This is a genomic window from Kitasatospora sp. NPDC058492, assembly GCF_042720685.1.
Classification (GTDB): Bacteria; Actinomycetota; Actinomycetes; order Streptomycetales; family Streptomycetaceae; genus Kitasatospora.
Window position 1 is genome coordinate 92,241 of sequence record NZ_JBHXMU010000002.1, and the last position, 25,723, is coordinate 117,963.

General features: G+C 74.3%; 23 protein-coding genes. 11 read left to right on the forward strand and 12 right to left on the reverse strand.

Features of this window, described 5'->3' with window-relative positions:
• The first annotated feature begins 136 nt into the window (after positions 1-136).
• Positions 137-532: a hypothetical protein gene (locus ACFWPI_RS02030; protein WP_380370053.1), complete on the forward strand. Its 396-nt coding sequence runs from the start codon at positions 137-139 to the stop codon at positions 530-532.
• Between the two features lie 114 nt (positions 533-646).
• On the opposite strand, the gene ACFWPI_RS02035 is transcribed toward ACFWPI_RS02030, so the two are convergent.
• From ACFWPI_RS02035 to ACFWPI_RS02050, 4 genes are all read right to left on the reverse strand, one after another.
• Positions 647-1,918: an NAD(P)/FAD-dependent oxidoreductase gene (locus ACFWPI_RS02035; RefSeq protein ID WP_380370051.1), complete on the reverse strand. Its 1,272-nt coding sequence runs from the start codon at positions 1,916-1,918 to the stop codon at positions 647-649.
• Between the two features lie 178 nt (positions 1,919-2,096).
• Positions 2,097-2,528 carry a nuclear transport factor 2 family protein gene (locus ACFWPI_RS02040; protein WP_350879555.1) on the reverse strand — a complete coding sequence of 144 codons (432 nt, stop codon included), beginning with the start codon at positions 2,526-2,528 and terminating at the stop codon, positions 2,097-2,099.
• A gap of 6 nt (positions 2,529-2,534) precedes the next feature.
• Positions 2,535-3,338, reverse strand: a complete 804-nt coding sequence (locus ACFWPI_RS02045) for an MBL fold metallo-hydrolase (RefSeq protein ID WP_063350526.1) — start codon at positions 3,336-3,338, stop codon at positions 2,535-2,537.
• A 123-nt stretch (positions 3,339-3,461) separates the two neighbouring features.
• Positions 3,462-4,814: an MFS transporter gene (locus ACFWPI_RS02050; protein ID WP_380370047.1), complete on the reverse strand. Its 1,353-nt coding sequence runs from the start codon at positions 4,812-4,814 to the stop codon at positions 3,462-3,464.
• A 169-nt stretch (positions 4,815-4,983) separates the two neighbouring features.
• Here ACFWPI_RS02050 and ACFWPI_RS02055 point away from each other — a divergent pair, with 169 nt between their 5' ends.
• The 4 genes from ACFWPI_RS02055 (at position 4,984) to ACFWPI_RS02070 (ending at position 9,340) form a co-directional block, all read left to right on the forward strand.
• Complete coding sequence (locus tag ACFWPI_RS02055; RefSeq protein ID WP_380370044.1) at positions 4,984-6,081, forward strand: DUF5937 family protein; 1,098 nt, start codon at positions 4,984-4,986, stop codon at positions 6,079-6,081.
• Positions 6,082-6,164: 83 nt separating this feature from the next.
• Positions 6,165-7,022: a PhzF family phenazine biosynthesis protein gene (locus tag ACFWPI_RS02060; RefSeq protein ID WP_380370041.1), complete on the forward strand. Its 858-nt coding sequence runs from the start codon at positions 6,165-6,167 to the stop codon at positions 7,020-7,022.
• A gap of 100 nt (positions 7,023-7,122) precedes the next feature.
• Entirely contained in the window at positions 7,123-8,391 is a 1,269-nt protein-coding gene (locus tag ACFWPI_RS02065) for a phosphotransferase family protein (protein ID WP_380370039.1), read from the forward strand.
• Positions 8,392-8,434: 43 nt separating this feature from the next.
• Positions 8,435-9,340, forward strand: a complete 906-nt coding sequence (locus ACFWPI_RS02070) for a LysR family transcriptional regulator (protein WP_380370036.1) — start codon at positions 8,435-8,437, stop codon at positions 9,338-9,340.
• Here ACFWPI_RS02070 and ACFWPI_RS02075 read toward each other — a convergent pair.
• The 3 genes from ACFWPI_RS02075 to ACFWPI_RS02085 form a co-directional block, all read right to left on the reverse strand.
• A complete protein-coding gene (locus ACFWPI_RS02075) occupies positions 9,321-10,505 on the reverse strand; it encodes an MFS transporter (protein WP_380370034.1) in 1,185 nt (394 codons plus the stop codon). The genes ACFWPI_RS02070 and ACFWPI_RS02075 overlap by 20 nt on opposite strands.
• 132 nt (positions 10,506-10,637) lie before the next feature.
• On the reverse strand, positions 10,638-10,901 hold the full coding sequence (locus ACFWPI_RS02080) for a ferredoxin (protein ID WP_079136117.1): 264 nt from the start codon (positions 10,899-10,901) through the stop codon (positions 10,638-10,640).
• Positions 10,898-12,115: a cytochrome P450 gene (locus ACFWPI_RS02085; protein WP_063350531.1), complete on the reverse strand. Its 1,218-nt coding sequence runs from the start codon at positions 12,113-12,115 to the stop codon at positions 10,898-10,900. The genes ACFWPI_RS02080 and ACFWPI_RS02085 overlap by 4 nt, the downstream gene beginning before the upstream one ends.
• A gap of 657 nt (positions 12,116-12,772) precedes the next feature.
• Between ACFWPI_RS02085 and ACFWPI_RS02090 the strand changes: the two genes are divergently transcribed.
• From ACFWPI_RS02090 to ACFWPI_RS02100, 3 genes are read left to right on the forward strand one after another with little or no spacing between them, the layout of a single operon-like run.
• Positions 12,773-13,858 carry an S-(hydroxymethyl)mycothiol dehydrogenase gene (locus tag ACFWPI_RS02090; protein WP_380370031.1) on the forward strand — a complete coding sequence of 362 codons (1,086 nt, stop codon included), beginning with the start codon at positions 12,773-12,775 and terminating at the stop codon, positions 13,856-13,858.
• Entirely contained in the window at positions 13,855-14,484 is a 630-nt protein-coding gene (locus ACFWPI_RS02095; RefSeq protein ID WP_380370028.1) for an MBL fold metallo-hydrolase, read from the forward strand. Before ACFWPI_RS02090 ends, ACFWPI_RS02095 begins: the two co-directional genes overlap by 4 nt.
• Before the next feature lie 55 nt (positions 14,485-14,539).
• Positions 14,540-14,941, forward strand: a complete 402-nt coding sequence (locus tag ACFWPI_RS02100; protein WP_063350534.1) for a pyridoxamine 5'-phosphate oxidase family protein — start codon at positions 14,540-14,542, stop codon at positions 14,939-14,941.
• A 21-nt stretch (positions 14,942-14,962) separates the two neighbouring features.
• Here the strand turns inward: ACFWPI_RS02100 and ACFWPI_RS02105 are convergent, their stop codons facing one another.
• The 3 genes from ACFWPI_RS02105 to ACFWPI_RS02115 form a co-directional block, all read right to left on the reverse strand.
• Positions 14,963-15,871, reverse strand: coding sequence for a phosphotransferase family protein (locus ACFWPI_RS02105; RefSeq protein WP_380370026.1), 909 nt, complete (start codon positions 15,869-15,871; stop codon positions 14,963-14,965).
• 140 nt (positions 15,872-16,011) lie between these two features.
• Entirely contained in the window at positions 16,012-16,515 is a 504-nt protein-coding gene (locus ACFWPI_RS02110) for a DinB family protein (RefSeq protein ID WP_380370024.1), read from the reverse strand.
• Positions 16,516-16,623: 108 nt separating this feature from the next.
• Positions 16,624-18,282, reverse strand: coding sequence for a serine/threonine-protein kinase (locus ACFWPI_RS02115; protein WP_380370022.1), 1,659 nt, complete (start codon positions 18,280-18,282; stop codon positions 16,624-16,626).
• A gap of 261 nt (positions 18,283-18,543) precedes the next feature.
• Between ACFWPI_RS02115 and ACFWPI_RS02120 the strand changes: the two genes are divergently transcribed.
• On the forward strand, positions 18,544-19,098 hold the full coding sequence (locus ACFWPI_RS02120) for a TetR/AcrR family transcriptional regulator (RefSeq protein WP_063350538.1): 555 nt from the start codon (positions 18,544-18,546) through the stop codon (positions 19,096-19,098).
• Positions 19,099-19,317: 219 nt separating this feature from the next.
• Positions 19,318-20,436 carry an agmatine/peptidylarginine deiminase gene (locus ACFWPI_RS02125; protein WP_380370019.1) on the forward strand — a complete coding sequence of 373 codons (1,119 nt, stop codon included), beginning with the start codon at positions 19,318-19,320 and terminating at the stop codon, positions 20,434-20,436.
• Positions 20,437-20,480: 44 nt separating this feature from the next.
• Here the strand turns inward: ACFWPI_RS02125 and ACFWPI_RS02130 are convergent, their stop codons facing one another.
• On the reverse strand, positions 20,481-21,059 hold the full coding sequence (locus ACFWPI_RS02130; RefSeq protein ID WP_380370016.1) for a TetR/AcrR family transcriptional regulator: 579 nt from the start codon (positions 21,057-21,059) through the stop codon (positions 20,481-20,483).
• Positions 21,060-21,256: 197 nt separating this feature from the next.
• Between ACFWPI_RS02130 and ACFWPI_RS02135 the strand changes: the two genes are divergently transcribed.
• Positions 21,257-22,459, forward strand: coding sequence for an agmatine deiminase family protein (locus ACFWPI_RS02135; RefSeq protein WP_063350540.1), 1,203 nt, complete (start codon positions 21,257-21,259; stop codon positions 22,457-22,459).
• A gap of 119 nt (positions 22,460-22,578) precedes the next feature.
• On the opposite strand, the gene ACFWPI_RS02140 is transcribed toward ACFWPI_RS02135, so the two are convergent.
• Entirely contained in the window at positions 22,579-25,698 is a 3,120-nt protein-coding gene (locus ACFWPI_RS02140; RefSeq protein ID WP_380370009.1) for a phosphocholine-specific phospholipase C, read from the reverse strand.
• Positions 25,699-25,723: the final 25 nt, after the last annotated feature.

Below are 25,723 nucleotides of genomic sequence, written 5' to 3' on the forward strand. Positions count from 1 at the left end.
GAGCAAGGTGCGTTTGCCGTAATGGGTCTGGGCTGGCGGGAACTGGCCGTTGTCGGATGGCGGGCAAGCTGCCAAGCTCAGCGTCGAGGCTGGTGGCATCAGCGGCGTCGGCACCGATCTTCACGGGGGGACCAGAATGAAACGGAACCTGAGGCAACGTGTGGTGCGGACTGTTGTGGCCGGCGCCCTGGCCGTCGGCGGGCTCGCGCTGACGACCGGACCCGCCCACGCGGGCACCGGGGACTACCCGGTCACCCTGAAGACGACCCACCATGTGGGGCTGTACTGGTCACCCTGGACGGCCAACAAGGACATCCACCGGGACCTTGCCCCCGGGGATTTTGTGAATGTCCGCTGCTGGACGGTTGGTGAGGACATCGCCCAGCAAGGCGACGTTTGGTATTACATCAACACCGAGTACTACTACGGGTCTATCGGTCGGCAATACTTCAACGACTATGTGTATGGCGCATATGTCGACAACTATGATCTGTGGCACGCGCGAGGCAGCAACGGCCTCCCCCAGTGCTGAGGGACTGACTTCAGATGCCCCTCCCCGAAACGGGGAGGGGCATCGTTGCGTTGGGGGGGGGTCAGAGGCGGACGATCCGCGTGGTCGTGCGGACGACGGGTGTTCGTCCCTGTGTCAGATCTTGCCGAGCGGGGTGTCCGGGTCGGCCAGGGCCTTCGGGTCCACCGTCCGGCCGGAGCGCACGAGTTCGCGGATCGGGTCGGTGACGTCCCAGACGTTGACGTTCATGCCCGCCAGGACCCGGCCGGCGGCCAGCCAGAAGGCGATGAACTCCCGGGTGGCCGGGTCGCCGCGGAACACCACCTGGTCGTAGCCGTCCGGTTCGACGTAGCCGACGTATTCCATACCAACGTCGTACTGGTCGCTGAAGAAGTACGGGATTCGGTCGTACACCGCGTCCGGGTGCCCGAGCATCGCGCGGGCGGCGGTCTGCGGCTGGTTGACGGCGTTGGCCCAGTGTTCGACCCGCAGGTGCATGTCGAACAGCGGGTGGTAGGCGTTGGCGACGTCGCCGGCCGCGTAGACGTCCGGGTCCGAAGTGCGCAGCTGCTGGTCGGTCTTGATGCCGTTGTCGATCTCCAGTCCGGCGGCCTCGGCCAGGCCGGTCGTGGGGGTGATGCCGATGCCGACCACCACCGCGTCGGCCGGCACCGTGGTGCCGTCGCCCAGCCGCACCCCGCTCACCGTGCCGCCGGAGCCGGTCAGTTCGGTGACCTCGACGCCGAACCGCAGCTGGACGCCGTGGTCGCGGTGCAGATCGGCGAAGACCTGCGCCACCTCCCGGCCCAGCACCCGCAGCAGCGGCAGTTCGGCGGCCTCCAGCACCGTCACCTCGGCGCCGGCCTCCCGGGCCGCGGCCGCCACCTCCAAGCCGATCCAGCCCGCGCCGATCACCGCGACCCGGGCGCCCGGGCGCAGCACGGCCTTGATCCGGTCGCTGTCCTCGACCCGGCGCAGGTAGAGCACGCCGTCCTGGTCGGCGCCCGGCACCGGCAGCCGGCGTGGGGTCGAGCCGGTGGTGAGCAGCAGTTTGGCGTACTCGATCTGGCCGTCGTCGGTGAGTGTCACGGTGTGTCCGGCCGGGTCGATCGCGGCCACCGCCGTGCCCAGTCGCAGCGTGACGTCCTGCTCCCCGTACCACTGCGGCGGGTGGACGTAGATCTTCTCCCGGGGCGTCTTGCCGAGCAGGTACCCCTTCGACAGCGGCGGCCGCTCGTACGGGCGTTCGTGTTCGTCGCCGATCAGGACGATGCCGCCCCGGTACCCGGCCTCGCGCAGTGCCTGGGCGGCCTTCGCGCCGCCCAGGGACGCCCCGACGATCACGATCGGCCGCTCGCGCCCGCCGCCCTCCGCCGTTCCCGCTGTTCCCGCCGTGCCCGTGCCCATGCTGAACTCCTCGCTCTCCGGCCGGAATCAGGGGCCAGCCTGCCGCCGTCCGGGTGGCGTGTCGAGGCCGTGCCGGGCGCGCCGCGCCGCGCTCCCCCGTACGGGTGAACGCGAACCGGTGCGCGAACCGGCGCGCGAACCGCTACGGGGGCGGTCAAGGAATCCGCTACGGGGCTCGCTACGGGGTCATCGCCTCCCGGACCAGCGCGGTGTCGGCGAACTGCTCGAAGCGGACGATCCGGCCGCCGCGCACCGTGAAGTGGTGGGCGACCCGCACCGCGAGCGGCTTTCCGGTGATCTTGTGGACGGCCGTGTAGCGGGCCAGCACCACCACGTTCTCGCCGTCGACCACGTAGGTGTCGTCGTGTGCCGTCCAGTTCTCCCAGGCGGCGGACAGGCGCTCCATGACGTTGGCGGTGACGCCCTTCGGGGTGCGGTAGGTGCCGGCCAGTGGGAAGCCGGCCATCTCGGTCCACTCCACGTCGTCGGCGAGCGTGGCGCGCAGGGCGGCCAGGTCGCCGTGGGCGGAGGCCAGGTACTGGCGGCGGACCACGTCGGCCGGGGCGGAGGACTCGGCGAACGAGGCGGTGTCCCTCGGGATCTCGATCATCGTCGCTCAGCCCCAGGCCATCTCGCCCATGGCGACCTTGGTGCCGAGGTCGACGGCGATCTTCAGCCCCAGGTCGGGGAAGCGCCGTTCCAGCGCCTCCTTCGCGGCGGTCGCGTCCGGGGCCCGGCCGATCTCGGTCTCGAAGGCGCGCAGGTAGTCCCGGGTGTGGCGGACGGAGGTGAGGTCGGTGGCCGCGCCGGCGGTGCGGTGGCCGGCCGCGACGAACTGCGGTTCGAGCGCCTCGATCCCGTCCAACAGGTCGATCCAGGCGGCGCGTTGGGCCTGTTCGGGGGTGTCGGCCGTCCACACGTGCAGGCCCTCGAAGAGCAGCACGCCGCCGAGTACGGCGTGGTGGTGGTGCTGCCAGAGGTAGTGCCGGTCGGGCAGGTGGAAGTCGGCGCCGCGCAGCTCGAACCGGTGCCCCTCGAAGACGAGTTCGTCCCCGTGCAGCACCTCGGGGCGGACCAGCCGGGTGGGCAGCTCGGGGCCGAGGTGGGCCCAGGCCTTGAGCTTGCCCTCGAACGTCTCCTGGATGTGCTCGACGGTGGAGGCGGTGGCCAGGAACCGTGCCTCCGGGAAGGCGTCCTGGACCTCCTGGGCGCCGAAGTAGAAGTCCGGGTCCCCGTGGCTGACGAAGACCGCGGCCAGCCGCTTGCCGGCGGCGCGGATCCGCTCCACCAGCCGGCGGCCGTCGGAGCGGGTGAACCCGGCGTCCACCAGCAGGGCGTCCTGCGGGCCGGTGACCAGGACGGAGGTCTTGTTGAGCGAGCTGTCGGGGCTGTCGATGATCTCGAAGTCGAGAGCACTCATGGGTCTGTTGTCCTTCCTCCTGCCGGGCACGCCTCGCCGCCAGCATCGGCCTTGCGGGTGCGCTCCGCATCCGGAGGAGGGGCGGGGGTGGGACCGGGCCCGATCCGACCCGCGCCGTGGGCGTCACGCCCTCGGGGCCAGTCGCAGCACCGCCAGCGCCCCCAGCAGCGTCGCCCCGGCCAGCACCGGCCACAGCACCCCCGGACCGGCCGCCAGCAGCGCCATCAGCGTCGCCGGCGCCGCCGCCCGGCCCACGCCCGAGGACAGCTCCCAGCGTGCCAGCGCCCGCCCCAGCAGGTGCGGCGGGGTGGCGGCCGTCACCAGGGCCGTCCCCGCACCGGTGTAGAGGATCTCGCCCAGCGTGAACACCACCGAGACCGCCGCGGCGCCCGCCGCGCCCGCCGTGCCGCCCAGCGACCCGACCGCCCAGTACCCCAGGTAGGCCAGGGCCAGCGTCACCCCCGAGGCGGCCAGCACGGCCCGCCGCGAACGGTCCGCGAGCCGCAGCACCAGCACCAGCTGCAGCGCGACCACCAGCACGGTGTTGCCCACGAACACTCCCGACGACCACGCCGGGGAGGCGTGCAGGTGCAGCACCAGCAGCGCCGGCAGCGCCACCTCCAGCACGTCGAAGCAGAACGCGTACGGCAGGTTGGCGAGGCTCAGCATGCTGATCCGCCGCAGCGACTCGCCCTGCTCCCGCACGTCCACCGCCCGGTCGGCGGCCCGGTGTGGCGCGCGCACCCGCAGCGACAGCACCAGCGCGGCGGCGGCCAGGCAGGCCGCACCCGTCGCCCCGGCCAGCACCCGGATCGCGCCCGCCCCGCCGGTCACCACCAGCGTGGCCAGCAGCGCCCCCGCGCCCAGCCCCGCGTTGCGCAGCGACCGCCCGGCCGCCAGCGCGGCGTCCCGCAGCCGGCCCTCGGTCAGCGTGCTGACCACCGCCGCGTGCGTGGTCGGCCAGGACTGGCTGCCCACCCCGATCAGCACCGACGCCGCCACGAACCCCGGCAGGCCGTCCGCGACCAGCAGCGCCAGCGCGCCCGCCGCCCGCACCGCCAAGGTGGCCGCCGCCGGGAGGGTCCGGGCGCCGCGGTCGATCCACCGGCCGGTCAGCGGCATCACCAGCAGGCCCGCCACCATCCCCGCCGACATCGCCAGCCCCGCCGCCGCCGCGCCCAGGTGCAGCACCCCGATCCCGTACAGCAGCAGGAACGGCCGCAGCAGGCCGGAGCCCACCGCGTCCACCACCAGCGCGGCCGCGTACCGGGGCCCGCCCGCGGCGGTCAGCAGCCGCAGCAGCGTGAACGGGCCCCGGCGGCTCGCACCGATCGGCGGGGCCTGCGGCCGGCCGTCGCGGGCGGCGGCGTGGTCATGGACGGTGGTGTGATCGCGGGCGGCGGCGTGGTCATGGACGGTGGTGTGATCACGGGCGGCGGCGTGGTCATGGACGGACTTCTCCTGGATCAGGCTCATGGCCGGTACCGTCCGCCCTGCCCGGCCCGACGGGCACGTCGATTGATGCTAACCGTCAATCGGCGCGGGAGCGGATCCGGGCGGGTGGCAGGATCGCCGTCGTGAGTGAACCGATCATCAAGGGGCGCGGGTGGGCGGACGCCCCTGCCGGGAGGAGCACGGCGGGCGCATGAGCGTGACCATCGACATCACCGGCCTGCCCGACGAGCGCCTGCTCTTCACGCCGTCCCCGCTGGGCGAGCTGACCGCGATGCTGGACGTCCTCGCCGAGCCCGCGCACCACCCCGCGCTGCACGGCTGGGCGTCCAGCACCGCCGCGACGATCCCGCCGGAGCTGTCCGAGCGGCTGCTGGAGGCCGACTTCCTCTGGCGCTCCTCCCGCGCCGACTTCCTCGTCCCCGGCCTGCCCGGCGCCACCCTGGCCGCCGAACTCGACGCCGTCGACCGGATGGACGACGAGCTGTACGTCGCCGCCGCCCTCGTCACCACCTGCGGCTCCTCCCGGCCGGCCCGCCGGATGCTCTCCCCGCTCACCGACCCGGTGGCCAACGAGCGGGCCCGCGAACTCGCGCTCGCCCGGGGCCCCCGACAGGCCGCCTTCGCGGACCGGCTGCTCGCCGACCCGCCCGCCGTCCGGGCCCTCGTCCGGCGGATGCTGGAGGACTGCGAGTCGGCGTTCTTCGCCGACGCCTGGCAGCGCGTCCTGCCCGCCCTGGCCGCCGACGCCCGGCGCAAGGCCGACCTGCTGGCCCGGCGCGGCCCCGCCGAGGCACTGGCCGCGGTCTCACCGTCCGTCACCCTCGACCAGAGCGCCGACGGGCGGCGGCGGATCGTCGTCGACAAGCTCCAGGACAACGCCACCAGCGGCACCGACGGCGGCGGCGTCACCCTCATCCCCACCGCCTTCGGCCGGCCCCACCTCGTGGTGGTGTACACCCCCGGCTGGCGTCCGGTCCTCCAGTACCCCGTCGCCGAGGCGGGCATCCCCGAACCCGTCTCGCTGGCCCTCGTCCAGCAGCGGCTGGAAGCCCTCGCCCACCCCGTCCGGCTGCGCCTGGCCCGCACCATGGCCCGCGGCGCGCACACCACCGGCGAACTCGCCACCACCTGGCAGCTCAGCGCGCCCGAGGTGTCCCGGCACCTGGCCGTCCTGCGCAAGGCGGGGCTGCTCATCACCCAGCGGCGCGGGCGGTACATGCTCTACCAGCTCGACCTGTCCGGGAGCGCCCGGCTCGGTTCGGACTTCCTGGAGGCGTTGCTGCGGTGACCGGTGTCGTGGTGACCGGCGGGTCGGCGAACCGGCAACAGGTGAGCGGGAACAGTGGGGGAGCGGAACGCGTTCGTCCGGGCATGACCGACGACGCCTCACCCCGCATCCTGCGTTATGCCGCCTTCACCACCCGCCCCGAGGGCGGCAACCCGGCGGGCGTCGTTCTCGACGCCGCAGGCCTGACCGACGAGCGGATGCTCGCCATCGCCGCCGAGCTCGGCTACTCCGAGACGGCCTTCCTGACCGCGGGAGCGACCGAAGGCGCCTACGGAGTCCGGTACTTCAGCCCGCTCACCGAGGTGCCGTTCTGCGGCCACGCCACGGTCGCCTCCGCCGTCGCGCTCGCCGCCCGCACCGGCCCCGGGCACTACGTCTTCACGACGGCCGCGGGCGAAGTCCCCGTCCAGGTCGACCAGGACGCGGAGGGCGTCCTGCGCGCCACCCTGACCAGTGTCGAGCCGCAGGTGGAGGACGTGACCGACGCCGACGTCGACGAGGTCCTCGCCCTGCTCGGCTGGGCCCGCACCGACCTCGACCCGGCCCTGCCGCCCCGGATCGCCTACGCCGGCGCCCGCCACCTCGTCCTCGCCGCCGCCACCCGCGACCGCCTGGCCCGCCTCGACTACGACTTCGACGGCCTCGCCGCCTACACCCGGGCCCGCGACCTGGTGACCCTCCAACTCGTCTGGCGCGAGGCCCGGGACGTCTTCCACGTCCGCAACCCCTTCCCGGTCGGCGGCGTCGTCGAGGACCCGGCCACCGGCGCCGCCGCGGCCGCCTTCGGCGCCTACCTGCGGGAGCAGGGCGCGGCGGCGGCCCCGACGGTGCTGACCCTCCACCAGGGTGAGGACCTGGGCCGCCCGGGCGTGCTCCACGTCGAACTGCGGACGGCGGACAGCCGGATCCGGGTGTCCGGCGCGGCGGTGGCGATCCCGTAGCGCGAACGCGAACGCGATCGGCCCGGTCCCGGCCCGGTCCCGGCCCGAGGCGTCCGGAAATTCGCTCGCATACGGGGCCCGGGTGGGCGAAGCTGCCCGGATGCAGCGAGCGAGCGAACGCACCGTCACGGTCCATCTCACCCACGGGGGCGAGTACTTCGGCCCCGTTGGCCCGTTCGAGGCGGCGGGCGGGTGGTGGTCGTCGGTGGACGGGGTGGGAGCGCGGGCGGCCGAACTCGCCGGGGTGCCGGTGCTGGTGCTGCGGCTGGTGGAGGGGCGGAGCGAGCAGGGCGGGCGCGGCGGGCACGGCGGGCAGGTGTGCTACCACGCCGAGGCGCTGGAGCGGCCGACGGCCGTCGAGGCCCGGCTGCTGGACGCCGGGACGGCCGCGCTGCTCGGCCCCGCCGAGCGCCGCGCGGCCTGGGCCACGCCGGCCGGGCTGGGGGAGGCGCTGGCCTGGGCGGAGGCGGAGCTGGCCGGGGCCGGCCGGCCGGTCGCCGGCCCGGTGCGGCAGATCCGGACGTGGAACCTGTCGGGCCTCGTCCGCCTCCCGACGGCCACCGGCCGCGACGCCTGGCTGAAGACCACGACGCCCGCCTTCAACGCCCGGGAGGGCGAGGTGATCGCGCTGCTCGGCAGCGTCGACCCGGGGCTCGTGCCGCCGGTGCTGGCCGCCGACCCGGCGGGCGGGCGGCTGCTGCTGGACCACGTGCCCGGCGAGGACTGCTGGGTGCCGTCGCTCGACACCGTCGAGGAGGTGGTGCCCCGGCTGGTCGCCGCCCAGGCGGCGCTGGCCGCCGACGGGCGCGCGGCGACGGCCGGGCTGCGCGACCGGACGCCCCGCACCCTGCTCGCCCAGGCGCAGGCGCTGCTGGACCGGCTCCCCGGCGAGACCGACCTGACGCCCGGGGAACTGGCCGACGTCCGCCGACTGGTCGCCGAACTGCCAGCGCTGCTGGAGGAGTTGGCGGCCTGCGGCCTCCCCGAGACCCTGGTGCACGGCGACTTCCACCCCGGCAACTGGCGCTCCGACGGCAAGCGTCCGGTGGTCGTCGACTACGCCGACTCCTGCCTCGGCCACCCCGCCCTGGACGGGCTGCGCCCGCGCGCCTACCTCGCGCCGGAGCGCTGGCAGCACCTCGTCGAGGTCTGGCTGAAGGCCTGGAGCGAGCACGCGCCCGGATCCCGGCCGTGGCGCGCGCTGGAGCTGGTGGAGCCGCTCTACCACCTGTCCTACGCGCTGCGCTACCAGGAGTTCCTGGACCACATCGAGGAGAGCGAACGCCCGTACCACGCGGGCGACCCGGCCGCCGAGCTGCGCGCGGCGCTGGCCTGCGGCGTTCCCGACCTCACGGGTCAGAACACCTAGGGCGCGCAGGCGGGGGTTCGAGGGCGCGCCCTAGACTGCCGGGGTGGATCGGACGACGCCAGGCCCCGTGCTCCCGGAGCTGCCGCTCCAGGAACTGGAGTGCTTCTCCGTCCTGGTGCGCCAGTTGCACTTCGGGCGGACGGCGCAGCTCCTGGGCGTCTCGCAGGGCCGGGTCTCCCAGCTGATCAAGCGGCTGGAGGGCCGGGTCGGCGCCCCGGTGTTCGAACGGACCAGCCGACGGGTCGAGTTGACCGAGCTGGGGCGCGAGCTGGCCGAGCAGGTGGTGCCCGCCGTCGACCGGCTCCGGGAGGGCTTCGAGGCGGCCCGCGCCCGGGCCGCCTCGACGGACCGGCCGCTGCGCCTGGGGTTCCAGTGCGCCGTGTACGAGCCGGTGGCCAGGGCGATCGCGGGCCTTCCGGAGGGCGCGGCCCAGCTCGTCGAACTGTCCTGGGGGGATCCGTTCTCCCACCTGGGCCGGGGCGAGATCGACCTGGCCATCGTGTTGTCCCCGTGCCGGGAGGACGGCCTGCGGGTGCTGCTGGAGTTCTCGCGGCAGCCGATGTACGTCGCCCTCTCCGCCGGGCACCGCCTGGCCGGGGCGGCGAGCGTGTCCGCGGACGAGCTGGCCGGGCTGGCGCTGATCGAACCGCGGGGGCCCGCCCCGGACTACTGGCGCCGGGCGAACGCCCCGCGGCAGGCGCCGGACGGGCGGGAGCTGGCCTACCCGGCGGGCGCGGTCACGCTCCAGGAGGGGCTGTCGACGGTGGCCAGCACCCGCCTGGGGCTGCTCCTGTGCGAGGCGAGCACGGCGTACGTCCAGCGGCCGGACATCCGCTATCTGCCGGTGCCGGGCCTGGAACCGTCCACGCTGCTGGTGGTGCAGGGCGAGCGGCGGCCGCACCCGCTGGCCGGGGCCTTCGTGCGGGCGCTCACCGCCGTGGGCGCGTGACGGCGACGAGCAGCAGTCCGGCCGCCGTGATCAGCGCCGCTGTGAGGAGCACGGCGTGGGTGCCGGCCCGGTCGATGACCAGCCCGCCGGCGAGCGAGCCCAGCGCGATGCTCGCGTTGAACACGCCCGCCCACAGCGCCGCCGAGGCCTCGATCCGGGCGGGGTCGGCGATCCGGACCCAGGTCTGGGTGGAGATCGAGACCCCGCCGTACGAGGCGCCCCAGACGACGAGCGCGATCAGCACCGCCACCACGCTCCCGGTGAGGAACGGCAGGAGGGCGGTGGCGAGCGCGACGCCCGCGAGGGCGGTGGCCACGGTCGCCTTGGGGTGCCGGCCGGCCGCCGGGCCGAGGGTGAAGTTCCCGGCGACGCCGGCCAGTCCGTAGACCAGCAGGCAGGCGGCGACGACGCCGCTGCTCAGGCCTGCGTCGATTTCGAGCACCGGCCGTACGTACGTGTAGCCGGTGAAGTGGCCGAGCACGACCAGCGCCGTGACGGCGAGTCCGGCGGCGACGCCCCGGCTGCGCAGCGCGTCCGTGATCCGGTCGAGCCGGCCGCGCTCGTGGACGGGGAGGGCGGGGAGCGTGCGGGCGAGGACGGCGGCGGACACCGCGCCGAGCAGGGCGAGGGCCCAGAACGCGGAGCGCCAGCCGAGCAGCGCCGCGAGGTAGGTGCCGAGGGGGACGCCGAGCACCGAGGCGATGGAGACGCCGGAGAAGATCAGCGTGGTGGCGAGGGCGATCCGCGGCCCGTCGGCGAGGCGTGGGCCGAGCCCCGCGGTGATGCCCCACACGACGCCCATCGCGAGGCCGAGCAGGACGCGGGCGGCGGCCAGCACGGGGTAGCTGGGGGCGAGTGCGGTGAGCGCGTTGGCCAGCGACAGCAGCAGCATGAAGGCGACCAGCACGTGCTTGCGGTCCCGGAGCCCGATGAGCGTGGGAACGAACGGGGACAGGACGGCGGCGAGGAGCCCGGTGATGGTCAGGGAGAGCCCGGTGACGCCGTCGGAGACGCCGAGGGTCTTCGAGACGGGGGTCAGCAGCCCCACGGGCATCATCTCGGCGGAGACCACGGTGAAGGTGGCGAGGGCCACGGCGGTGATCGGTGCCCAGCGGGGCGGGCTGCCGGGGGCGGCCGGGGGCGCGAGGGTGTCGGCGTCGGTCATGGGGCCAGCCCATCAGCCGCGCCGAGGACGGAACAAGATCGATGAGCTCATCCGTCGATTAGCCCGGCTCATCGATCCGGGAACGCCCCCGGCGCCGCCCGCCGTGGTGCGGCAGGCGGCGCCGGGGCGCGGTCACTCCGCCGGGGCGATCCGGTAGCCGCCCGCGGCCGAGTAGAGGGTCAGCGCCTCGACCGGGCAGAAGTCGACCGCGTCGGCCAGTGCCTCCGTCAGCTCGGCGCCGTCGGCCGCGTAGTCGGCCACCGGCTCGGCCAGCCCGTCGGCGCCGAGCGCCAGCGAGCCGGGGGCGCTCAGGGCGCACATCCCGGAGCCGATGCAGCGGTCCCGGTCGACCCGGACCACCACCGCGTCGGCACCCGTCCCCGGCGTGGCCGTCACCAGGCGACCTGGAGGGTCTCGGGACTGCGGGTGAGCAGGCCCCGCCGCCAGTCGATCTCCTCGACCGGCCCGGTCAGGCGCAGCGAGGGCAGCCGGCGGGCCAGGCGGTGCAGGGCGAGTTCGAGCTCCATCCGGGCCAGCCAGGCGCCCAGGCAGTGGTGCGGCCCGGCGCCGAAGGTCAGCATCGGCGCGGCCAGCGGGGAGAACAGCTCGGTGAGCAGGTCCCCGGTGAAGACCGTCGGGTCCTGGTTGGCGGCGACGGTGTCGGCGGCGACGACGCTGCCCGCCGGGATGACCACCCCGCCGATCTCGACGTCCTCGATGGTGCGGCGCAGCAGGCCGGGCAGGTGCTGGCCGTCGCCGAGCGGGACGGCGCGCAGGATCTGCTCGGTCGCGGCGGTCGCGCTGGCCTCGTCGGAGGCGAGCCGCTGCCAGGCCTCGCGGTCCTCGGTGAGCAGGTAGACCAGCGCGTTGCCGAGGCTGGTCATGGTGGTCTCGTGGCCGGCCACGACGAGGCCGATGACCAGCGTGACCAACTGCTCCTCGGCGATCGAACCGTCCTCGGCCGCGGCCGCCAGCAGGCTGCTGACCAGGTCCTCGCCGGGGTCGGCGCGGCGTTCGGCGATCACCGCGGCGCCGAAGCCGGCGAACTCGGCCATGGCGGTGGCGATCTCCTCGGCCGTGTAGGCGGTGGCCGAGAGCGCGTGGTCGCTCCAGTGCGAGAGCTTCTTGCCATCCAGGTTGTCGAGCCCCATCAGCCGGGTGATCACCTGGACCGGCAGCTTGCGGCTGTAGCCGGCCACGATGTCGGCGGGGGAGCCGTGGTCGATCATCTCGTCGATCAGGGCCTCGACCACCGAGGCGACCCAGGGCCGCCAGCGGGCGATGGCGCGCGGCGTGAAGGCCCGCTGCACGGTGCGGCGCAGCCGCTGGTGCTCGGTGCCGTCGATGTTCAGCAGGCCCTGCGGGCTGTCGAGGATGTTCGGGATGACGGCGATCGGCGGCGCGTCCGGCGCGTACAGCGGGGCGCGGCCCAGGCGCGGGTCGGTCAGCACCTGCCGCACGTCCGCGTGGCGGCTGACCAGCCAGACGGGCGTGCCGGTGGGCAGCGCGGCGAGCCGGGGCGGGCCGGGCTCCAGGCGGCGCAGGCAGTGCATCGGGATGAGCGGGACGGTGCCGGTTCCGGCACCGGTCGCACTGTTCTCGGCGGACATCCGTACTCCAGACTCCAGGGCGGGGGGCCGTACGTGACGGCCCGACGGGGGGTGGAACCGGGATGGTGCGGGGACGGGTGGGGCGGGCCGGCGGGCGGCTCGGCCCGGGCCGGGTTCGGCGGACCGGGACGAACGGCGGATCGGGTGGGACGGCAGATCGGGACGAACGGCGGATCAGGTGGGACGAACGGCGGATCGAAGGCGGAAGCGAAGGCGAACGCGGACCGGAACGGGGGATGGCGCGAATCGTGCGACGGCGTACGGTCGGTACGCCTCGGCGCGGACGGCGCGCGGTGGCGCACCGTCGGGTGGGGCGGATGTGCTGAGCGTGGTCGCGTGGACCGCTTCTGCTACGACCGTACGTGGGCGGTGGTGCGCGCGTCAGCGGCACTTCCAGCCAACGGCGCTCCTTTCCGGGCACTTCGAGGCACGCTGACGGGCGCTCGGCGCCGCCCGCGCGCCCTGCCCTGCGGGCCGCGCCGGGGGGTCCGGCGGATATCTCGACGGCATATGACGCCTTTGCGGCCGGTGCGGTGAGCCGGATCACCGGGCCCGCCCCGTCGGCGCCCGTCGCTACGGGCGCTACGCTTCGTGGGCAGTCGTTTGTCGCAGGTCACGCCGGTGCAGAGCCGCATCGGCCGACGGAGGTGGAATCGGATGGCCCAGCAGGTCAAGGCAGTCATCGCGCGCGCCAAGGGCGCGCCCGTGGAGGTGACCACGATCGTGGTGCCGGACCCGGGGCCGGGCGAGGCGGTGGTCAAAATCCAGGCCTGCGGGGTCTGCCACACCGACCTCCACTACCGCGAGGGCGGCATCAACGACGAGTTCCCGTTCCTGCTCGGGCACGAGGCGGCGGGCGTCGTCGAGTCGGTCGGCGAGGGCGTCACCGAGGTCGAGCCGGGCGACTTCGTCGTCCTCAACTGGCGTGCGGTGTGCGGCCAGTGTCGCGCCTGCCGGCGCGGCCGCGCGCAGTACTGCTTCAACACCCACAACGCCGAGCAGAAGATGACGCTGCTGGACGGCACCGAGCTGTCCCCGGCGCTGGGGATCGGCGCGTTCGCCGAGAAGACCCTCGTCGCGGCCGGCCAGTGCACCAAGGTCGACCCGGCGGTCTCGCCGGCCGTCGCCGGCCTGCTGGGCTGCGGTGTGATGGCGGGCATCGGCGCCGCCATCAACACCGGGGGCGTCGGCCGCGGCGACTCGGTCGCGGTGATCGGCTGCGGCGGCGTCGGCGGCGCGGCCGTGATGGGCTCGCGGCTGGCGGGCGCGTCGAAGATCATCGCCGTCGACATCGACGACCGCAAGCTGGAGACGGCCCGCAGGCTCGGCGCCACCCACACCGTCAACTCCCGCAGCACCGACCCGGTCGAGGCGATCCGGGAGCTGACCGGCGGCAACGGCGCGGACGTGGTGGTCGAGGCGGTCGGCCGCCCGGAGACGTACAAGCAGGCCTTCTACGCCCGCGACCTGGCCGGCACCGTCGTCCTGGTCGGCGTGCCCACGCCGGAGATGACGCTGGAGCTCCCGCTGCTCGACGTGTTCGGCCGCGGCGGCGCGCTGAAGTCCTCCTGGTACGGCGACTGCCTGCCCTCGCGGGACTTCCCGATGCTGATCGACCTCCACCTCCAGGGCCGCCTGGACCTCGGCGCGTTCGTCACCGAGACCATCGAACTCGACGCGGTGGAGCAGGCGTTCGAGCGCATGCACCAGGGCGACGTGCTCCGTTCGGTCGTGGTCCTGTGACCGCGCGGATCGACCGGCTGGTGACGGCCGGGACCTTCGAACTCGACGGCGGCAGCTGGGAGGTGGAGAACAACGTCTGGATCGTCGGCGACGACGAGCAGGCGGTGGTGATCGACGCCGCGCACGACGCCGACGCGATCGAGGCCGCGCTCGGCGGGCGCCGGCTGCTGGCGATCGTCTCCACCCACGCGCACAACGACCACATCGACGCCGCCCCGGCCCTCGCGGGCCGCACCGGCGCGCCGATCCTGCTGCACCCGGACGACCTGCCGCTGTGGAAGCTCACCCACCCCGAGCGCCTCCCGGACGGCGAACTCGCCGACGGGCAGCGGATCGAGGTCGCCGGCACCGAGCTGACCGTCCTGCACACCCCGGGCCACGCCCCGGGCGCGGTCTGCCTGTACGCGCCGGAGCTCGGCACCGTCTTCACCGGCGACACCCTGTTCCACGGGGGCCCGGGCGCGACCGGCCGGTCGTTCTCGCACTTCCCGACGATCATCGACTCGATCCGCGAGCGGCTGCTGTCGCTCCCGGCCGAGACAGTGGTCCGCACCGGCCACGGCGACCCGACCACCATCGGCGCCGAGGCCCCGGCCCTGCCGGACTGGATCGCCCGCGGGCACTGACCGCGAACGGCCCCCGGAGCACGCCGCGTGCTCCGGGGGCCGTAGCATCGCGATCATGGCCCATGATCCCCGCGACCTCGACGACGCCTTCCTCGCCTTCTGGCGCGAGCGTCACATCGCCACCCTGACCACCGCTCGCCCGGACGGCTCGCCGCACGTGGTGCCGGTCGGCGTGACGTACCAGCCGGAGACCGGGACGGCCCGGGTGATCACCAGCCGCACCAGCCGCAAGGCGCGCAACGTGGCGGCGGCCGGCCCGCAGGGCCTGCGGGTCGCGGTCTGCCAGGTGGACCGGGCCCGCTGGTCGACCCTGGAGGGCGTGGCCGTCGTCCGGGACGAGCCGGAGCAGGTCGCCGACGCCGAACGGCGCTACACCGAGCGCTACCGCGAACCCCGGGCGAACCCGGACCGGGTGGTCATCGAGATCGCCGTCGACCGCGTCCTCGGCCGGCCCTGAGAGCCCTGCTCCCGGGCTTCCTCACGCGTGGCCGGCGCCCATCCTGAGCGCGAGCTCGCGGGCGTGGTCGGCCGCCGCCGGGCCCCGGCCGGCGTCGGGCGCCTCGGAGAGGAAGACGAGCGCCAGCATCAGCGCGGCGTCCAGCCGGCCCACGACCAGGCACGGATCGTCGTCGGCCGGGGCGGTCGCCGTCCTCGCGTACCCGCTGCGCACCGCCGCCGGGTCGAGGTCGTTCTCCGGGTACCGGGCGTACTCGACGAGCCGGCCGAACTCCAGGGCCGGGGGCCCGAGCAGGGCGTTCGACCAGTCCAGCAGGGCGACCGCCCGCCCCTGGTGGCGGCGGATGTTGGCGCTGCGCACGTCGAGGTGCAGCAGGCTGTCCTCGGTGAAGCCGGTGAGGTGGCCGGCGACCAGGGAAGCGGCCGGCGGCTCGGGCCAGTCGTCGACGCGGCGGCCGATCTCGGCCCAGCGGCGCCCGATGCGTGCGGCGATCGCCGCCGCCGTGCTGGTTCCCTCCGCCGCGACGGGCCTCAGCTGCGGCGGCGGCACCCGGTGGAGCCGCGCGAGGAGGTGACCCAGCTCGAAGGAGTCGAGGTCCGAGCCGTCGTCGGGGACGTAGGCGGACAGCAGCACGTCGGGGGCGGCCGGGTCGTCCGCCAGGACGAGCTCCCTCGGCTGCGCGACCGGCAGGCCGTGGGCGGCCAGGTGCTTCGCGATGACGTACTCCTGCCGGAGCAGGGTCCGGGTGTCCACGTGGGGGTCGTTGGCGTTCGACTCGAACCGCTGGCGTGCGAGCCGCACCGCGACGGGCTGGCCGTCCCGCGCCTGCGCCCGGAACACGGAGAACTCCAGGCCCTTGCCGACGAGTTCCAGGCCGCTCAGGCCCCACCGCTCGGCCAGGTCGTCCAATGCGGCGAATCGCTCACTCATGTGCACCTTCGGGGTTTCGCGGTCGCAGGTCGGCCTGCGTCTTTCACCACCAGTGTGAAGGCGCCGGGCGGGCACGTCAGGCGTTCACCGGAGATGGCGCGGGACGACGAGGGATGGCGCAGGTGCGGCCCCTGCCCGGCTCAGCCCCGGTTGTGGTCGCCGGCCGCGCCGTCGAGGAGTTCGCGCAGGATGTCCACGTGGCCCGCGTGCCGCGTGGTCTCCGTCACCATGTGGATGAGCACCCAGCGCAGCGAGACGGCGTCGCCGAACCAGGCCTTGCCCAGGTCGTCGAGGTCGAGTTCGCCGATCACCTGGTCGGCGGCGGCGCGGGCGCGGGCGTAGAACGCCAGGACGTCCTCGGTGGACTCGTGCGGCTCCACCCTCATGTCGGAGGTCTCGTCGGCCTCCAGGTCGAAGGGCAGGGGCCCCGTCTCGCGGCCGAACGCCTCGCAGAACCAGCCCAGCTCGGCACCCCCCAGGTGCTTGACCAGGCCCAGCAGGTTCGTCCCCGACGGGGTCATCGGCCGCCGCAGCTGCTCGTCGTCCAGGCCGTCGAGCTTCCACAGCACCGCGTCGCGGTGCCGGTCGAGGGCGACGTGCAGACTGTCCTTCTCAGCACCGGTGAACGGTACGCGCTTCATCATGGGCGGACCGTACCAGCCGTCACCGACAGTGCCGCCGGGCCGGTGGCCGGGCCCCGTCCGGTCACGCCTGCGCGCGGAACGGGGCCGTCCGGCCGGGGTGGCGCCGCGTCAGGCGGAGCGGTGGTAGGAGGTGAGCGAGATCCGGACCGGGCCGTCGTCGGCGGCCGTGGCGAGGATGCGGACGATGGCGATGTCCTGGCCGCCCTGGGCGCGGACGCAGAAGCTGCGGTCGGTGCGCAGGGCGTTGAAGGGCAGGGTGGAGACCGGCTGGGTCTCGACGCCCTTGACGCAGTCGGGGAGGGTGAGCCGGCCGGTCGGCGCGACGTAGGCGTCGCTGTCCTCGGGGATGTAGAACTCGCCGGCGTGGCGGCCCAGGTACCAGGTGGAGGCGTCCTGGGCGGTGACCTTCCCGGCCTTGAGGTCGAACTCGTAGCTGGGGTCGGGGGAGGTGAGTTCGAGGTTGGTGTGGACGGCGGTGTACCCGGGGGCCGTCGTGGCGGCGGTGGTGGCCGGGGCGGTGGCGGACGGGGCGGTGGCGGCGCCGGCGGACGGGGCGAGGCCGGCGGCGACGTTCTGGTCGTCGAGGTCGTCGAGGTACTCGGGATCGAGCAGGACGAACGCGGCCGCGGCGCCGACGAGGAGGGCGGCGGTGGTCAGGAGCACAGTGCGGGTGCGGGTGTGCCGGCGGGCGGGGGCGGCGGGCTCGGGTCTGTCGGGGGCCGGTTGCAGCCGGGTGGGCGACGGGGCGGGGAGGCCGAGCCTGGTCGGGGCGTCGGCCGAGGCCCGGGCCGGGGAGAGGACGGTGGCGGGCGGGGCGGGCGGGGCGGGTGTGGCGGGCGTGGTCGGCAGGTCGCTGTGGCGGCGGATCGCGCTGCTGACCTGCTGGGGCAGCCAGTCGTCGGAGAAGCGGAGTTCGCCGCCGGTGGCGGGGTGCCGGCGGGCGGCCTCGATCAGCTGGGCGGTGCCCGGCCGGTCCTCGGGGCGCTTGGCCAGGCAGTGCCGGACCAGTTCGTGCAGTCCGGGCGGCAGGTGGGAGAGGTCGGGCTCCTCGTGCACCGCCCGGTACAGCGAGGCGGGCTCGGGCCCGTCGCCGAAGGGGGGAGTGCCGGAGCCGACGTAGGCGATCAGGGCGCCCAGCGCGAAGACGTCGGTGGCCGGGGCGGCGGACAGGCCGAGGGCCTGTTCGGGGGCCATGAAGCCGGGCGAGCCGATCCGCAGGCCGATGCCGGTGAGCGGGCTGGCGTCGGCGGCCCGGGCGATGCCGAAGTCGATGACGCGGGGGCCGTCGGCGGCGACGAGGACGTTGCCGGGCTTGAGGTCGCGGTGGACGACGCCCGCCGCGTGGATCGCCTGGAGGGCCTCGGCGATGCCGGCGAGGAGCAGCAGGACGGTCCGTTCGGGCAGCGGTCCGTAGTGGTGGACGACCTGCTGGAGGGAGGGGCCGGGCACGAAGGTGGTGGCCAGCCAGGGAGTGGCGGCGTCGGTGCCCGCGTCGACCACCTGGGCGGTGTAGAGGCCGTGGATGCGCCGGGCGCTGGCGACCTCCTGGGCGAAGCGGTGCCGGAACTCGGGGTCCTCGGCGAGTTCGGGCCGGACGACCTTGAGCGCGACCGGCCGCCCGCCGGGGGTGTAGGCCAGGTAGACGAGGCCCATGCCGCCCGCGCCGAGCCGCGCGCAGAGGCGGTAGCCGCCGACCTCGCGGGGGTCGTCCGGGGACAGCGCCTGGAACGCCGTGGGCGACGGGGCGCCGAAGGGCTCTGCGGTCATGCTGGCTCCCAGCGGGTCGTGCGGGTGGGACGGGGGAGTGGCGGAGCGGGCGGGGCAAGGCAGGGCAGGACGGGGCAAGGCAGGACGGGGCAAGGCGCGGGCGCGGCGGGCGGTCGGGCCGGGGCCCGGGCGGACGCCGGCGTCGTGAAGCGCACCGGATCGTACCCCGACTGGGATTTCAGTCAGGAACAGGGTCCTCCGATCGGCCGGTGCCCCCTCCGGGTAAGGTGGTTCCTTGTGGCTGACCGTCGAACCTTGATCATGGAAGCGGCTGCGCGGGTCATCGCCCGGCGCGGCGTCCGCGGGCTGCGCGTGGAGGAACTGGCGGCGGAGGCGGGTGTGTCCACCGCGCTGATCTACTACCACTTCAAGGACCGCGCGGGGATCCTCCGCGCGACGCTGGAGTTCATCAACGACCGGGCCGAGCGCTACACGACGGAGCGCGCGGCGGACGCGCCGCCGCTGGACGCCCGGGGCGAGCTGGAACAGACGCTGCTGCTGGAGCTCCAGGACACCCCCGAGGTACGGGAGAACAGCACGGCCTGGGGCGAGCTGCGGGCGAGTGCGGTGTTCGACCCCGAGCTGCGGGAGGACCTGGCCCGGGCCACCCTCGTCTGGGTCCAGGAGGTCGCGGAGCTGCTCGGGCAGGTGCGGCCGATGAACGGGGCCGCCGCCCTGGCGGCCTCGGCCGAGCGGCTGACCGCGCTGCTGGAGGGGCTGAGTGTCCGTTGGCTCAGCGGCAGCCTGCCGGTGGCGCACGCGCGCGAGCTGATGGCCGGCGCGATCGAGGCCGAAGTGGAGCGACTGCGCGGGTAGCGCGCGTCGCGTTCCGGCCCCGGGCGAGGCGGTCCGGGGCCTTCTCGCGTGCCGGGGCCTTTCTGTGCCGGGTCCTTTTCCGTGCCGGGCCTTTTCCGCATGGGGAAAGGCCCGGCAGCTTCGCGACGTGGAGCTTGACTGAAAATTCAGTCAATGCCAGAGTTGCGGCTGCGGGGCCACCGGTCACTCGGTGGGCAATACTTGATTTGGAGATCCGTCATGAGCAGCACCCACGGTGACAACCGCTCCCTGTTCGACCGCCTCTTCGGGGCCCCGCCCCCGCCCCCGCACCAGGCGGAGCACGGGCTGCCGTACGCCGGCGAGGCCGGGCTCCCGCAGTGGTGGGTGGACCGCGACGACGTCCCGCACGCCCGCACCTGGATGTCCTGGCCGTCCCGCAAGTCCGTCTGGGGTCGGCAGCTGGCGGGTGTCCAGCAGGACATCGCGCTCATCGCCCGGACCATCGCCCGCTTCGAGCCGGTGGTCATGTGCGCCCCGGACGACTACAGCGTCCGGGAGGCCCAGTCCCTGTGCGGACCCGCCGTCACCGTGACGGACGCCGTCCCCACCGACGACCTCTGGATGCGGGACACCGCCCCGGTGTTCCGGCGCGACGGCTACGGCCGGCTCGACGCCGTCGGCCTCAACTTCAACGGCTGGGGCGGCAAGCAGACCCACCGGGACGACGCCGAGGTCGCGCGCGGCATCGCCGAGATGCTCCGACTCCCCTTCTCCTACGCGGAGTTCGTCGGCGAGGGCGGCTCGGTCGAGACCGACGGCGACGGCACCCTGATGGCCACCGAGAGCAGCCTGGTCAACAAGAACCGCAACCGGGGCATGAGCCGGGACGAGATCGAGGAGGCCGTCCTGGAGGTGTACGGCGCGGACAAGATGATCTGGGTCCCCGGGATCAAGGGCCAGGACATCACCGACGACCACATCGACGTCACCTCCCGGTTCGTCCGGCCGGGCGTCGTCCTGGTGCAACTGCCCCCGGCGGACCGCCACGACGTCTGGGCCCGGGACGCCCGGGAGCAGTTCGACATCCTCTCCCGGGCCACCGACGCCAGGGGCCGCCGGCTCCAGGTGATCCGGGTGGACGGCCCCGACACCGTCCGGTCGCGCGACTCGAAGTTCGTCGACTCGTACCTGAACTTCCACGTCGTCAACGGGGGCGTGATCGCCGCCCAGTTCGGCGACGTGTACAAGGACGAGGCCGCCCGGCGCACCCTCGCCGAGGCCTTCCCCGGGCGCGAGGTCGTCCAGCTCGACGTCGACCGCCTGATGGCCGGGGGCGGCGGCATCCACTGCTCCACGATGCAGGAACCGCTGCCTTAGGGCCTGTCCGGTCGACCGGGCCCAGCAGATCCTGAAGACGCGCCCTAGGCGCGCCAGCCCGCGATCTCCGTGCCGATCGCCTCGCCGAGCAGGCTGCGCGCGCGGTCGAGCGACAGGGAGCCGCTCAGCCAGCGGATGCTGAGGCCTTCCAGGAGCGCGGTGAGGCGTTCGGCGGAGGCGGCGTGCGCGGGCGCGGTGCCGAACGGGTGGGCGCGGCCGAGCAGGCCGGCGATCTCGTGCACCCAGGTGTGGGTGGCCCTGGCCAGGTCCTCGCGGAGGCGGGACTCGAAGACCGCGCTCGCCCGCAACTCGCCCCAGGCGGTGCTGTTCTCGCGGACCTCGGTGGAGTCCTGGAGTTCCAGCAGCAGGGCCTGGGCCAGTTCGCTCCAGGGGTCGTCCGTGGGCGCCCCGGGCTCCGGTTCGGCGGTGTAGCGGTCGGCCCGTTCGCCGATGAACTCCAGGGTCTCGCGGAGGATCCCGGCGCGGTCGGTGAAGTGGTAGTAGATGAGCGAGGTCGACACCCCGGCCTCGGCGGCCAGTTCCCCCACCCGCAGTCCGCGTACGCCGCGTCGCGCGATGAGTCTCGTGGCCGCTCTCAGTATTTCTGTTCGACGGTCTGGCATGGTGGTCCACTGTACTCGAAATATTGACTGAACTTTCAGTCCAGATCGGGAGGCGCCCACCCCGCCCTCCCGGCCCGGCGGATCGCCCGATTCGCCCGATCGGCGCCGCGCGGGCTCGCCGACGGACCCGCCGGCCACCCCTACTGTCGGATATCGCCCGCTTCGGGGTGGAATCCGTGTCGACGAGGGGACCTGCCATGAGAGAACCCGCCCTGTCCCGCCGGGCCGTGCTGCGCTCCGGGGCGGCCGCGGCCGTGGTCGCGATGGTGGAAGGCTGCGGTTCGTCGGGGGCCTCGTCCCCGAAGGACGAGCCGACCACGGCCGCCGGCACGGGCACGGGCGGAGCCGCGAGCGCCGCCGCGTCGTACGCCATGCCGGCCGAGTGGCGCCCCCACACCAGGACGTTCATGGCCTGGCCGGCCCTCGATTCGGTGTGGGGCGACCAACTGCCCGCCGTCCGCCAGGACATCGCGCACGTCGCGCAGGCTGTCGCCCGGTTCGAACCCGTGGTGCTGATGGCCCGCCCGGACCAGAGCGCCGCGGCCCGGCAGCTGTGCGGCTCCAGCGTCGAGGTCCTCGACCTGGCGGTGGACGACCTGTGGGCCCGCGACACCGGCCCGACCTTCGTCACCGGCCCGGCAGGACTGGCCGGCGTCGACCTCAACTTCAACGGCTGGGGCGGCAAACAGACCCACGACAACGACGCCAAGGTCGCCCGGTACCTCCTCGACCACTACAGGATCCGGCGCATCCAGGCGCCGATCACCGGCGAGGGCGGCGCGATCGAGGTCGACGGCGAGGGCACCCTGATGGCCACCGAGAGCTCGTGGGTCAACGCGAACCGCAACCCGGGCACGAGCCGCGACCAGATCGAGGGGGCCCTGAAGGAGCTGTTCGGCGTCCAGAAGGTCATCTGGTTCGCCGGCGTGGCCGGGCAGGACATCACCGACTGCCACATCGACGCCCTGGCCCGGTTCGCGGAGCCGGGCGTGGTCGTCATCCACCGCCCCGGCCCGGACACCCCGCCGGACATCTGGTCCCGCGCCTCCGACCAGGCCTTGCAGGTGCTCGGCTCCACCACCGACGCCAAGGGCCGCAAGCCGCGGATCGTGGAACTCGCCGAACCCGACCTCACCGGGCAGCCGGACCGGGGCAAGGATTTCCTGGCCACCTACCTCAACTACTACGTCGTCAACGGGGCCGTGATCATGCCCCAGTTCGGGGACAAGGCCTCCGACGACCGGGCGGCGGGCGTGCTGGCCGACCTCCACCCCGGCCGCGAGATCGTCCCGGTGAGCATCAACGCCATCGCGGCCGGCGGTGGCGGCATCCACTGCTCGACCCAGCAGCAGCCCGAGGCCGCCGCCGGGGCCTCCGGCGGCTCCTCGGGCCCGGCCTGACCGATCGGCCGGGTCTGAGTGGCCGGGCCTGACCGATCGGCCGGGCCTGACCGGCTGTGCCGCGCCGAGCCCGGAAACCGGGGCGGCGCGGCGCGGCCGATCGGGCCGCTCCCGGCCGGTCAGCCCGTGATCGGCCGGCTGTCCAGGCGGATGTGGTCGACCGCCCAGTACCAGTTGTTGCCCGCGTCGTACATCCGGAACTTCAGCGTCACCGCCTGCGCCCCCGCCGGGACGGTGAGGCGGCGGGTGACGAGGGTGTTCTGGACGTCCTTGCCGGCGTTGTCGTTGCCGGTGGCGTCGGCGCTGTAGAACACCAGGCGGGTCTCCGTGCCGTTGTCGAACACGGCCGTGACGGACGCCTTCTGCGGGGCCTCCTGCCGGTAGTGGGAGTCGAAGGCCAGGTACAGCGTGTCGGCGCCGGCCGGGAGGCGGACGGCGGGGGAGACGAGCGTGGAGTCGAAGACGCCCTTGCGGGAGGGGGAGCCGGTGTCGTCCCAGTCGTCCGGGTCGGCGACGGCGAGGACGCCCAGGCCGCGGGTGAAGTTGCCGCGGTCCTGCCCGGCCGGGGTGGACCACTCCCGCTTGGTGTGGAAGGTCCAGCCCTGGAGCCGGACGGTGCCCTGCGGCATGCCGGGGGCGTTGACCACCGACCAGCCCTGCGGCGCCCGGGCCGTCCAGCCGAGCACGCCGTCCTGCGGCTGGAGCGCGCCGGCCAGCGACTCGAAGTCCTCGCCCAGCAGGTGGCCGGCCATCACGGGGGCGGGGCGGGCGGCGAGTTCGCCGTCGGCGATCGCGAAGCGGTCGCCGGCCAGCGCCCGGGCGGTGACCAGGATCCGGTGGGTGGCGCCGTCCGGCAGCTGGGCGGGCGGGGTGACCTCCCAGACGGCGGTGGCGGTGGCGCCGGCGGCGAGTGCGGTGGGCGGCGCGGTGACGGCGGTGACCGTCCAGCCCGGCGGGACGACGGGCTGCGCCTCGACGGCGGTGAGCGCGGCGCCGGCGGTGAGCACGGCCGAGACCCGGGCCGGGCGGCCGGGCAGCAGGACGGGTTCGTCGATGGTGCCGGAGGCGGCCCCGAGGGCGACGTCCACGGCGAGCGGGTCGGCCAGGCCCAGGGCCGGGTCGGTGACCGTCCGGTCGTCCCAGGGGAAGCGGCCGGCGATCCGGCGGCGGAAGGTGAGGTCCCCGCGGACGGCCACCGCGACGTCGTACCAGCCCTCGGGCCGGACGGCGAGGTTGACGGTCCGGTCGTCGCCGGCCGCGACCCGCACCTCGCGCAGCCCGTCGCCGTAGGCGAGGTCGCCGACCAGGAAGGTCTGGGCGGTGCGCGAGCGGTTGATCACGTCGACTTCGAGGACCTTGCCGTTGCGCTCCTCCGACAGCGACACCTCGTACGTGCCGGCGGCGTCGCCGCGCAGGTGCCACAGCGCGCCGTTGGGGCCGTGGACGCGCAGGTCGTAGCCCTCCGGGCCGACCGTCCAGACGTCGGAGAGCCGGCTCTTCGCGCCGACGGTGTAGTGCCGGGGCGCGCCGCCCGGTGCCGGGTAGACGGCGAACACCGCGCCCTGGCGGCCCTGGTTGACCAGGTCGAGGGTGAGCTCGCCGCCCTTCAGCCGGGGCTTGACCAGCAGGTCGTAGGGCGCCGGGCGGGCCGAGCGGGTGCCGCGCTGCTGCTGCGGGAAGGCCTGCGGGCTGGGCACGGTGGGGGCGGGGAGCTTGCCGGTGTCGACCACCTTCTGCCGGTTGCCGCTGGTGTCGGGCAGCTGCGGCCAGGCCGGGTTGCGGCCGGAGAAGTCGAAGACGTTGGTGAGGTCGCCGCAGACGGTGCGCCGCCACGGGCTGATGTTGGGCTCCTGGACGCCGAAGCGCTGCTCCAGGAAGCGCAGCACCGAGGTGTGGTCGTAGACGGTGGAGTCGACGACCCCGCCGCGGGTCCACGGCGAGACCACGACCATCGGCACCCGCACGCCCAGGCCCATCGGGTACGGGCCGGAGACCAGGGTCTCGCCGGCCGGCAGGGTGTCGGACCAGGCGAACGAGCCGTCCGCGGCCTTGACCCGGTACTTGCCGTCCTGACCGACGACCCGGTGGTAGGTGGCGGAGCCCTTGCTGACGCGGACGACGACCTCGCCGTCCACCGGCACGGTCGACTTGCCGCGCCCGGTGGCCAGCGGCGGGACGGGCGGCAGCTGGTGGTCGAAGAAGCCGCCGTGCTCGTCGTAGTTGAGGATGAAGACGGTCTTCTGCCACACCTCGGGCTTCGCCGCCAGGGCGGCGAGCAGCCGGGCGGTGAGGTGCTCGCCGTTCGGCGGCGCGTAGTTGGCGTGCTCGGAGAGCGCGGCCGGGGCGACGATCCAGGACACCTGCGGCAGCTGGTCGGCCTGGACGTCGGCGGCGAAGGCGTCGACCAGGGCGTCGCCCATCGCGAACGGGTCGTTCTTCTTCGCCGGGTCGCCGACGGCCCGCATGCCGCGCTCGTACAGCGGCTCGCCGGGCTTGGCCTTGACGAAGGGGGCGAACCAGGCGAGCGCGTTGTCGTCGAAGTTGTCCAGCGCCTGGTAGGTCTTCCAGCTGACGCCGGCCCGCTCCAGGCGCTCGGCGTAGGTGGTCCACTCGTAGCCGCCGGGGATCTCGGTGTTGTCGGTCACCGGGGTGTCCCGTACGGTGCCGCCGCTGGTCCCGGTCATCAGGTGGTCGCGGTTGGTGTTGGTGTTGCACTGGACGGACGCGTAGTAGGCGTCACAGGTGGTGAACACCGAGGCGAGCGCGTGGTAGAAGGGCATGTCGGCGCTCTCGTAGTAGCCCTGGCCGAGCCAGCCGCCGGAGCGGCGGGTGACCGAGCCGTCGGCGAGGCCGTCGTTCCAGGCCTTCATCGAGTCCACGAAGCCGAAGGCGGGCGCGGCCTGCTGGTAGGCGCTGGTGTGCGCGGCGTTCATCGGGAAGGGCAGCAGGTGGCCCTCCTTGCGGCCCGGGTCGGGCTGGTGGAACACCGAGCGCCCGTTGACCCCGCGCACCGCCGTCCGGTCGCCGAAGCCGCGGACGCCCGCCAGGGTGCCGAAGTAGTGGTCGAACGCGCGGTTCTCCTGCATCAGCACCACGACGTGCTGGATGTCCGCCAGCCGCCCGGGCTTGGCCGGCGCGGCGAGCGCCTGCTGGACGCTGATCGGGAGGGCGGACAGCACGGCGGCCGCCGCCGCGCCGCCGAGCAGGCTGCGGCGCGACAGTTCGGGCATCGGACTCATCGGGTGGGGCTCCTTGCTGACGGGC